Consider the following 11,117-nt stretch of genomic DNA (forward strand, 5'->3'; position numbering starts at 1 on the left):
GCGCTTTTTCTTTCGTGTCTTTCGGACGGCGCATGGTTTTCTCCGGTCTCATGAAAAGCGCCTACGAACTCGCGATGGAACGCCTCGCCAAGTCCGATCCCGACAGCGGCCGCAAGCTCACCGACGCACAGAAGTCGCGACTCGCCGAGATCGACCGCATCTATCAGGGCAAAATCGCCGAACGGGAAATCTTCCTCAAGAAGCAGCTCAACGACGCGCTCGTCGCCGGGAAGGCCGACGAATATCAGCAGATCCAGCAGCAAATCGCCAGCGAGCGCGCGCGGCTGGAAGAAGAGCGCGAGGAGGAAAAAGAGCGCGCGCGCCGCGGCTGACGAACGCGCCGGCTCGCTCACGCCCCGGACGAGTCGCCGGGATTGGTCGCGACCACTGCGATGCGCGCGCGGGTGGTCTCGGCGAGGGGTTTGAACGCGGACGACAACTGGCGCGATTGGTCGCGCGCGATCCGCAGCACCGCCACGGGTTCGAGCGCGCGGACGGTCGCCGTGCGCCGCACGTCCTGCAGAACGGCAACCTCGCCGAAGTGATCGCCCGGACCGAGCACCGCGAGACGCTGCTCGCCGTCGGCTGACGACACCACCACCTCGACCGTGCCCGACTGGATGAGATACATCGCACGGCCCACGTCGCCCTGACGCACGATCGTTTGACCGGTCTCGTAGAGTTCGCGCGCGACTCCGACGTTTCCGCCCTCTTCCGCACTCGTGCTATCCCGGCCGAACAGCGGCACCGTCAGCCAGTCGAGCATCGTGCGCACCCGCTTCGACCAGGCCGGCAGATACACGATCATGCAGGCGCGCCACACGAGCCAGGCCAGCGGGCCTTTCAACGGCACGCCCCACAGCTGCCCCACCGCCCGGCCGAAACCGAGCACGCAACAATCGCCCATGCCCGTAAACGCATACGGCCGCAGCGGCGCACCGCGCAGCGTCCGCAGGAGATTCTCGCCGATCGTCGCGCCGCCCTGCATCGCATACAGCGCGAGCGGCGGGGCGGTGCCGCCGGTTTTCATCGGCACGCTTGCGCAATCGCCGGCCGACCACACCTGCTGCTCCACGCTCACGCGGCCAAACGCATCCGCCACCAGCCGGCCGTGCGCATCGCGCGGAAACGGCAGGCGGTCGAGCAGCGGATGCTGCGCCGCCCCGGTGCAGGAAATGATCGTGCGCGTGGGCAGCCGGCGACCGTCCGACAACACGGCTTCAAGCGGCGTGGCCGCGGTCAGCCGCAGGCCCAGCTCCAGATGGCAACCTCGCCGCCGCAGCACGCCCGCCGCATGCCGCGAAAGTGCGGGAAAACGCCGGCCCAGCTCCGGCAGGATATCCGCTCCACTGTGGACCAGCGACACGCGCGCGTCCTCCGGCGGAATCGCCGGATAATCGCGCCGCAGCAGCTGACGCAAAAACTCCGCCAGCTCAGCCGCCACTTCCACGCCCGCGTAGTTTCCGCCCGCCACCACGAAATGCAGCAAGCGACGGCGCTCCGCCGGATCCGGCTCCGCCTCCGCCAACTCGAGCATGCGCAGCAGGTGATTTCTCACGCGCACGCAGTCCCCGTAATCCTTCAACCGCAGCGTATGCTCGCCCACTCCGCGGTAGCGCGTGAGATCGTCGACCGAGCCGAGATTCAACACGAGGTGATCGTAGGATAGCTGCAACGGCTGACCGTCCAGCGCGCGGCTCACCTGCACGGTTTTGCGCTCGAGATCGATCGCGTCGATTTCGCCGCAGATGAATCGTCCTGGCGAAAACAGCCGGCGCGCCGGCGACACGATCTGGGCCGCCTGAATCTTGCCCACCAGCATCTCGGGCACGAGGCCGTGAAACGTGTGGAAATTGTGTTTGTCCACCACCACCAGCTCGACTTCTCCGCGGCGCACCGCCGTCCGCAACCGCCGGGCCAGCCGGATCGCCACATAACCGCCGCCGAGCACCAACACACGGGGAATGCGCCGGCTCATGACACCTCCGCCGGGTTGAAAGGCGTGCGGGTGCGATGCAGCTCGAGCAGCTGCGTTCGCACCTGCGGATGCTTCGCCGCAATCCGCTCGAAGTCGTCGCGATCGAGCGCCAGCAAACGCGTCGACGACTGGGCGCGCGCGGTCGCTCCCCGCCGTTCCCCCGACAGCAGCGCCCCTTCGCCGAAACATCCGCCACCCGTCAGATGCGCGAGCGTCTCGCCCTGGCGGCTGATCCGCACCGTCCCTTCCTCGATGATGAACAGCCGGTCGCCAGGCTCCCCTTCCCGCACGATCACCTCGCCCGCCGGACGTCGCAGCGGCACGAGCGCCGACGCGAGCTCATCCAGCAGCGCCGCGTCCGCCGCGCGCAGAAACGGCACCTGGCCGATCAGACGCCGCTGCAGCGCGAGTCGGTTGTTCGCGGTCGAGCGCTCGCGATGGAGTCGCTCGAGATCGGCCCGCACGGTCGGGTATTTCTCCGTCAAATACAGAAACGAGCCGCGGCTCAGCGAGAACAGCACTGTCTCCGTCGCCGCCCAGACGCTCGCCGCCCGCGGTTCGTCGGTCAGCAGCGCCCCCTCGCCCATGCAGCCGCCGACACCCAGCTCCGCCACGGTGTCGCCGGCGCGGACCACGCGAACGACCCCGCCCGCGATCAGATAAAATTTCTGCCCCACGCTACCCTCGGCAAACACGCACGCGCCCGCGTCGTGTGTTTCAGTGACGAGCGAGGCCGCGAGGTCCGCCACCAGTTCGTCGCTCGCGGATTGCAGGAACGAGACCTGCGCCAGCAACTCCCGCTTCACCTTTTCGCGCAGCAGATCCGTTTTGCGCGAAGCCACCAGCGCCGAGACCGATCGCCGGATCATGTCGCCGCGACTCGTCGCGTAGTCCGCGCGAAACACCTCGTAATAAATGAAGCGCCAGACCGGACGCATGCCCTTGAAAAAACCATCGAACGCCATCTCCGTCGCTCCGGGCGCCGCTCGCCGCAGATAGCGTCGCGTCTCCGCCGCCGGCAGTCCCCATTCTCCGAGCAGCAGATCGAGATCGTGCGACGACAACACGCCGTCGCGGTTCACATCGAGATGGCGAAACACCAGCTCCGCCTGATCCCGCTCCGAAACCGCCCGCTCGGTCGCGAGCACCCGCAGTCCGTGATTGCGCACGGCGCCGATCGACCAGACCTGGGTCTCGAAACCCGCGCGATCCACCGCGCCGGCCGCGAGCAGGCGATCCGCAAAAAGATCCGTGGCCGCCGCGGAAAGCCCCCACGGCGCGAGCGCCCGCCGGAGTTCGTCGCGATTCAACTGTCCGTCCGCATCGCGATCGAGAAGTTCGAAGTATTCCCCGGCGCGGCCTTCCTCATCGACGTCGGTCTCCCAGCGCGGCGCCGTCTCGTCCGGAATCGCGCGGTCGCGGGGGCGCTCCCGCACGAAGTCCCCATACGCTGCCGGCGAGCGCGCGAACAATGCGCGGTAAAGGACGATGTAAGTTCCGACGAAGCCGGCCAGCAGCAGAAAGCCGAGCGGCCCGAACAACGCGGGGATCATCGTCGCGCCGGCGGCGAGGATCGCGATGGTATACTTTTCCGCGCTGAAGAGGTTGAGCAGATCGAAAAGATAATAGTAAACGCGGCACCAGACGTAGACGTTGAACACGAGAAACGTATTCACCGCCCACATCCGGGAGTCGGGCTGCGCCAGCAACATGCCGGCGCAAAACGCGTGGGTCAGGATGCACAGCACATAGGAGGGCACCATGATGGCCCTGCTCCCGAAAACGATGCCCGTCTGCACGAGCGCGGAGGGAACATGGAAACCCAGCGCCGCCACCGCCATCGCGCGCGCCGCCATGGGCGAGTCCCCGAAGCAGGCGATCAATCCGCAGACCAACTCCACCGTGCCCGAAACGATGTGCGCGCGGAGCACCCACCGCCGCCACGGCAGCATCAGGAATTTCGGATGCGCCGGGATCGTGTAGTGATAGGCGATGACGACGACGTTGGCCAGCGCCGAGACCACCACCAGCGCCCACGTGCCCGCCGCGACGGGAGTCTCCGGCCGATGGCCGAACTGCCAGAAGACCGGCGCCGAAACGAGCGCAAGCGCCGTGCCGAGCGCCATCCATTTTGCGACGCGGCCGGACCTGAGCCCGGCTGACGAAACCGGATCGTGAACAAGGGACATGTGAGCGGGGCTGGAGAGCCCGCGACTCAAACGCCCCCGGCAGCAACCGCAAATTCGAAATCCGCCACGAGCGCGTGATGATCGCTCGCCAGCGTGGGCTCGACCGCATGCCACACCGGCCGCAGGGGCGCATTGTAGAAGATGTGGTCGAGCACGTAGGGCCGCCGCCGCCACGTGACCGCGCGCTCCTGCACGGTCGAGAAACCGCTCCGCGCCAACTGCGCGACGAGCGATCCGTGCCGGCTGACGTTGAAATCGCCGGTCAGCAAGGTCGGCAGCCGCGACGCCCCAAGCTCCGTCGCGAGCAGGTCGCGCTGGCCCCGATGCTCCTCGCTCGAGGCTCCGAGCATGAAGAACGCCAGCAGGTGAGTATTGAAAAGCTGGATATCGCGGCCACCCACCGTCGTGCGCGCGCCGATCAACAGGCGATCCGTCGGGGTGGTGCGGCGACCGTCGAAGGTGAACTCGATCGGCGGCGACGGCAGGTCGCGCCGCGTGCGATCGCGCAGCGGCGTGCGCGAAAAGATCGCGAGGCCGATCCCGAACGGCAGTTCGCGCGGATCCGCCTTCGGATAGGAAAACCAGCTGTCGTAGCCGGACAGGGCGGCGGCGAGCCGCGTGTAGTTGAAAGGCGGATGCACCTGCGCGCCCCCCGGCTGCGCCTGCTCGACCTCCTGCAGCAGCACGATGTCGGCCCGGTGCCGCTGGATCTCCGCGATCGTGGCCTCGAGATCGATCGGCGCGCGATCGGGGTCGGCGGCATCCCACCGCTGGCCGAATTGCATGTTGAGTTGCAGGACGCGAAACGTGCTCATGCCGGTCTCACGACACGATGCCATGGACGATCCACGGAGCCGCCGCGGAGGGAATTGCCACGGTCAGGAACGGCGGGAAGGATTGAACCGGACAACTTCATGCGCGTGAGGCCGAAGCAAGCCCCTGCCGGAACGTGCCGCAACCTCATTCCTGTCAGCGACGTGTAAAGTCGCGCGTTCCGCCCCGTCTTACTCCGGCTCCGCGGTGCCCTCGACGACCCAGTCGCGCGCTTCGGGCACTTGCGCGAAGAAACCTTTCAACGCGGCGCTCAAATGTTCGGCGTAGCGGAAATGCGCGCCCATACCCGTGCGCAGCTCGGCTTCGTAGATGAACTTGTCGGCGTGCGTGCTGTGCTCGAACGGCGTCTGCGCCCCGAGCAGGAGCGAGTAGACGTAGGCCGGCGAACCGCGCCGCAACAGCTCGCGCGTCAGCTCCAGCTGCGAATTCAGCAGCGCGGCGTGGCTCGCGTGCTGGATCTCGGGCGGCAGGTAAAAGCCAGCCTGGATCACAGGCGTGTAACGGTGGCCGGTGCGATGGCGGTTGAGATCGCGAAGCTCGGCGAGGGCGAGATTGTTCCAGGCGAACGCCACCCGCATGCGACGCGTCGCGCTGCCTTGGTAGCCGTAGCGATTCGTGCGGTGGCGCAGCGACTCGGCGACCGGCTGCGTCTCAGGCAGCCACGGCGGCGTCGCGCGATCGACATGCACCCAGCAATCGTCCGCGAGCGGCGAGGCGGACAGACGCTCGAGCCCGAGCTGCACGCTCGTCGCCAGCTCCTGCTCGGCTTGGGCGGTGTAGGATTTTTCCGCGAAACTGTGGCGCATGAGCCGTGGCGACTGTTTGAGAAGCTCGTCGCGGATCAGTTTCGCCGCGGCGCGCGCCTCGGGGTGCGGCAGCGAGTCGAGTTGCTTCACCGTCGTCGCCCACATCCGCGAGGACTGGACGAGACCGAGATTGGTGCGCGTCGCGAACGGGATGAAGTAACGGGCGCGATCGAGCGCATAGTTCTTGCGCAGGCGGGTGACGACGGCGGGCTTCGCGTCCGGCGGCAGGCGCACGAGCGACGGGTCGGCCGTCGCGAGCGCATCGAGTCGCGCGTATTCGGAATGGTAGGACGCGAACGCCGCGGTCATGACCTCGTGCCAGCGACCGGCGAGGTCTTCAGGGACGCCGAGTTCCGCCGGCGTCGGCAGGCTCGAGGCGTCCATCGCGATGTAGCGGGTGCTCGACTCCTGTCCGTCGGCCATCGTCGCGATTTCAAAGATCTTGTAGGCGAGCCACATCGAGACGCCGTCGAGGGCGATCGCGAGGCCGCCGGTCAGTCCGCCGATCGAGGCGTGACCGTAATCGACGAACTTGAGGATGCGATCGATGGAGGCGTCGGGGTTAGCGAGATCGACCTTCGAGAGAATCGTCTCGATCCCCTCGTTGCTGCGCGAATAGCGCGCGAGCACGGACGCGAGGAGTTCCGGCGTGACTTTGGGCAAATCGGCGGCGGTCGGCGGCGGGACGAGGGCAAGTCCGGTGATTCTCATGCGGCGACGTCATGGCCGCAAACCCGCGCCAAAGGCGCAAGAAGGGAATCGATTGGGCGGCGGCAGGCGGCATTTGCCACGGCCGTATTGGATCGGGGTTTACTGCGCCCGCGAGCCGGTCCTGACCATCAAGGCGCGGGGTTCTCGACAATGGCGTCCGTCACGTCGACGGCGGCCTCCTCCAACCTCGCTTGATTCGCCCGCGCCGGCAGATGTTCGCCACCTGAGGTCAAGCCATCGGTGAACTTCAATTTCAACAGGCCACTCACCTCGACTGGCTGGCCATTGTCCTGTAACAAGTCGCCGCCCGTGATGCGCACGTCGGCGACCGAGCCCGTGACGATCACCGGCAGAGCGGTGTCGAATGCGGTGAGGTCACCGATAAAAATCGGACCGGTAAACGCGACGCTCGGCGCGTAAACGCCCGCGAGCCCTCTGTTCGCGAAATAGTGCGTGTTGGCGGTGCGGACACCGCCAAATTTGCCGTTGGTGCTCGTGATCGCGATATACGCAATGTCAGCGATGCCATCGTAAACCGTTGCGTCATGCCCCAGGAAAAGCGGCGAGCCGTTTTGGGCCGGATCGTTGGTCGCGCTGATCGGCAGCAGAAAATTGAACGCGCCCGTCGGATCGAACGCCGTGGCTCGGCCGACGGTGAATACCGAGACATTCGTGCGCTCGTCCGCACCCGTGATGATGATGCCCGCGTGACCCTTCACGTAGTCGATGGTTTGATTGTAGTTCGCCGGTCGCGCCGGCGCCGTCGCCGCGTCGAGCACGAGCGACAGCGTGCCGGGGCCACTGAACTCCACCTGAACAATATCGTCGTCGAGATCGATGAACGACGTGCGTGTTACCTGGCCCGAGGTCCAGTCCGCCGTGATCGCTCCGGTCGCGCCGGTGAGCAGGACTTGGTCGAAAGTTTTGCCGTTCGGATGCAAGATATCCGGCCCCACCTCGGTCCCGCTACCAATGGCTTTTGTGTCCGAGGAAACCCCGAGCGTAGCGGCCCGGGAGAGCAGGCTTGCCTGGGCATCGGCGACGATCACGTCGTAACGTCCAATATCGGACGGCGCGGCGGCGTTGATCACGAAACTCGCAGCGGTCGCGCCTTCGATGGGGATGCCATTTCGCCGCCATTGATAAGAGAGGGCAGCCAGGCTGGAGGCCGTCACCGACAATTGAATCCTTGCTCCCGATACCACGGCGACCGAAACCGGCTGTTGCAGGATCACCGGGGCGGTCCCGGCAAGCTTCGCGCTGAAGATCCCGCCCCGTTCGCCGACTGCGACGATGTGCGTGCCTGTCCAGGCAACTCCGTCGAGCGTCTCCTGAATCGCGCCTGCAAAACACTCCGTCCACACGCTGCCGTCCGGACTCGTGAAGATGCGCCCCACGTCCCCCACCGCGACAAACTGCGAACCGGTCCACACCACGTCGTTCAAATAGCCGGTCTCCGCGAGAGACTGTTTCGTCCAAGCAACTCCATCGGCGCTGGTAACAACACTTCCGTAGCCCCCCACGCCGACAAACACGGTCCCGCTCCAAGCCGCGTTCGTAACATACACGCTCGCAGCTTCCCTGACCCATGTGACCCCATCGGAGCTGGTCAGCACCTCACCGTCCGTTCCAAAGGCGACGAAGCGATCGTTACCCCAGGCGACGGCTTGGAGCGGCGCGGTGGAGTGGGCATCCCGGCTCGTCCACGTAAGGCCGTCCGAACTGGTCAGAATCCGCGCCGGTCCCCCAAATGTCGTGCCGACCGCGACAAACTGAGTGCCGCTCCACACGACGTCGGTGAGATCATAGTTCCCGGCCGAAAGCCGGGTCGTCCATGTCTCGCCATCCGCGCTAGTCTTGATCGTCCCGTATTTTCCTACCGCCACAAAGAGGCAGTTGCTTCGTGCGACGCTCGTCAGCCGAGCCGCTGGATCGGCAGCGCGACTACTCCAACGCGTGCGGTTGGAACTCGTCACAATCGAGTTCTCTCCCACCGCCACGATGGTTCCCATGCCCGTTGCGACGGACACCAGATTTTTCCAAGTGGCGGAGCTCTGGCTGATCCATGTGGCTCCGTCGCGGCTCGTTGCAATCGCGCCTCTGCCGCCGACGGCGACGTAGAGCGATCCGTTCCAAGCGATACCCGAGAGAAAATTCGCCGTGCGGGAGCTACGCGCCACCCATGTCGTGCCGTCTGAACTGGTGGCGAGAACGCCGTTATCTCCCGCAGCAACGAACTGGGAGCCTGCCCAAACCACGTCGTAAAAATCTCCCGGCGTCGAAGTCTGTCCCGTCCAATTGATCGCGTCTGTGCTCGTGAACAGGCTCGGCAAGCCATCTGCATTCGAGCCAGCGAGCACGTGGACCTGCCCATTCGTTGCGACCGCTGAAAACGACCCCGAACTGCTCAAGTTGCGCGAGGTCCAAGTCAAGCCGTCCGGGCTTGTTGCCACAAGATAAGGATAGCCCACCGCGACAAGCTGGCTTCCCACCTGCGCCACCGAGCAAAACAAGCTGCCAACCTCGCCGACGGTCCGAGATGTCCACTGGAATCCGTCGGGACTGGTCGCCACCAGCGCCCCACCCAAGTAGTCCTTGTCGGCTCCCACGGCCACGAACCGGGTGCCCGACCAGATCACATCCTGGAGCTGTTCGATTCCTCCGACCGATCGGGCGGTCCACAGGACTCCGTCGGAACTCGTCAGCAGGAGTCCTCGTTCGCTGACGACGACAAAGAGACTTCCACTCCACGCCACGCCGCGTAGGTCGTGGTCGACACTCAACCGGCGTCGGTCCCACGCGATCCCATTTGCACTGGTTATGATCGCCCCTTTCTCGCCCACCGCCAAAAACTGCCGGCCGTTCCACACCATGTCGTAGAGCGAGAGGCCTTGGACCACGTGGGAGTCCTCGGTGGGCGCGGGCATAGGAGCGGCGGTGAATTGCAGCGCGAGCGTCGCAGACTGTGAGACAACACCGTGGGCCCCATTGATGACCCAGACGCGATACCCGGCAATATCCGCGCTAGAAACTCCGTTCAACGTAAGCGTGGCGCCTGTCGCCCCCGGGATATCCTGGCCGTTTTTCTGCCATTGATAGCGGAGTCGATCCGGACCGCTGGCGTCGATGGAGAAATTCGCCGCGGTGCCCGCCACCACGGTCTGGTTCTGCGGCTGAAGCGTGATGGTTGGAGCAACCATCGACGGAACAGACGTCAAGATCGTGCTCTTGCTCCCAACAGCAACCAACTGCCCGCCGCTCCACACGACGCTGGAAAGCATCTCTTGGGTCCCCGATGCCCTTTTAAGCCACGTCAGCCCATCGGCACTGGACAGGATCAAACCACCCGAGCCAACTCCGACAAAATAGCTTCCAGTCCACGCCACTCCGAGAAGGTTCTGCTCGCGAAACTCCGTGCTTCGCGTCCAGTTCACGCCGTCAGTGCTCGTCAGGGACTCGCCGAAGCCGCTGACCGCCACCATCCGGCTCCCGCCGGCGAAGACGTCCACGAGACTTTGCACCGGCGACGCTTGAGCCGTCCAAACCGCACCATCGGGGCTCGTCAAGATCGTGCCCATCGGGCCTACGGCGACAAACAATGAGCCGTTCCATGCGACGCCTGTCAGATAGCTCGTGGAAGCGACGGTGCGGTTCACCCAATTCACGCCATCCTCGCTCGTCATGATCTTCGCTGCATGCGGATAGACCGCGCCCGAAGAGCGTCCAACCGCCACAAATTGCCCCCCTCCCCACGCGAGATCATGGAAATCGTCCGTAATCGTGCCCGAAACACGCTTCGTCCACGCGACACCATCGGGACTTGTCACGATCGAGCCTCCCGCTCCAACGGCAGCGAAAAGACTGCCGCTCCAAGCTACACCGTCCAGCGACTGTATCACACCGGAATCGCGCAGGGTCCAACTTACTGCATCGGAACTCGTCAAAATCGTCCCTCTCTCACCCACGGCAACAAAAAGTTGGCCGCTGCCGACGACATCACGGAGTGCGCTCTCAGGTCCCGGGCCGCTGCGCGCGGTCCATAGATCGAGTCCTGTCTGCGCCGACAAAGGGAGCGCCGCAGCGCATAACCCGTAATAGAACCGGAACAACCGGCACGAACGAACAAAGGCTGCGAACATGCGAGAATCCAACGCTATCGCCACCTTACTGCAAGCAATGACCTCGATCCGCCGAGGGCATCAAATCTGCACAAACGGCGAAGCGGCTCCACTTATGCCGCCACCACCGCCGCTGCCATCTGCGCGGCCTACGGCTGGCAGTTCACTGATTGCGGCGGCAGCCTGACCGGCGACAATTCCCCCCCCGCATCTTTCCGGGCAGATCAGTTTCCAGAGCAGATCAATCAAGCTATAGCTGCAAAAAGGCATAAAGCGCCCAAAATAACTGGCTGTATCTTCTGCTCTTGCGTCGTTTGTGCCTCTTTGCGGCCCGACATTGGCTTCAAATTCTTAAACCGATGTCCCCCTCGACGGACTTTCCGCCTCTCATGCGACGTCATGGCCGCAAAGACCCGCCGAAGTCGCAAGACGGGAATAGCCCGGGGCCAACCTTTGGTTGAGCCGGACGTTCGTCCGTCGG

Annotated in this window: 6 protein-coding genes; 1 reads left to right on the plus strand and 5 read right to left on the minus strand. The window is 65.0% G+C overall.

What is annotated here, in order from left to right; all coding sequences use genetic code 11:
- Nucleotides 1-50 precede the first annotated feature (50 nt).
- A complete protein-coding gene (locus tag AC6RV7_RS04745) occupies nucleotides 51-332 on the plus strand; it encodes a hypothetical protein (protein WP_500092756.1) in 282 nt (93 codons plus the stop codon).
- 17 nt (nucleotides 333-349) lie between these two features.
- On the opposite strand, the gene AC6RV7_RS04750 is transcribed toward AC6RV7_RS04745, so the two are convergent.
- From AC6RV7_RS04750 to AC6RV7_RS04770, 5 genes are all read right to left on the minus strand, one after another.
- A complete protein-coding gene (locus tag AC6RV7_RS04750; RefSeq protein ID WP_500092757.1) occupies nucleotides 350-1,978 on the minus strand; it encodes an FAD-dependent oxidoreductase in 1,629 nt (542 codons plus the stop codon).
- Nucleotides 1,975-4,167, minus strand: a complete 2,193-nt coding sequence (locus AC6RV7_RS04755; RefSeq protein WP_500092758.1) for a cyclic nucleotide-binding domain-containing protein — start codon at nucleotides 4,165-4,167, stop codon at nucleotides 1,975-1,977. The genes AC6RV7_RS04750 and AC6RV7_RS04755 overlap by 4 nt, the downstream gene beginning before the upstream one ends.
- Before the next feature lie 26 nt (nucleotides 4,168-4,193).
- A complete protein-coding gene (locus AC6RV7_RS04760) occupies nucleotides 4,194-5,006 on the minus strand; it encodes an endonuclease/exonuclease/phosphatase family protein (RefSeq protein ID WP_500092759.1) in 813 nt (270 codons plus the stop codon).
- 165 nt (nucleotides 5,007-5,171) lie between these two features.
- The gene (locus tag AC6RV7_RS04765) at nucleotides 5,172-6,518 is read right to left on the minus strand and encodes an FAD-dependent thymidylate synthase (RefSeq protein ID WP_500092760.1); all 1,347 of its coding nucleotides are present in this window, start codon (nucleotides 6,516-6,518) and stop codon (nucleotides 5,172-5,174) included.
- A gap of 128 nt (nucleotides 6,519-6,646) precedes the next feature.
- On the minus strand, nucleotides 6,647-10,657 hold the full coding sequence (locus AC6RV7_RS04770; RefSeq protein WP_500092761.1) for an immunoglobulin domain-containing protein: 4,011 nt from the start codon (nucleotides 10,655-10,657) through the stop codon (nucleotides 6,647-6,649).
- Between the last annotated feature and the right edge of the window lie 460 nt (nucleotides 10,658-11,117).

Source organism: Opitutus sp. sgz309028 (genome assembly GCF_059821195.1).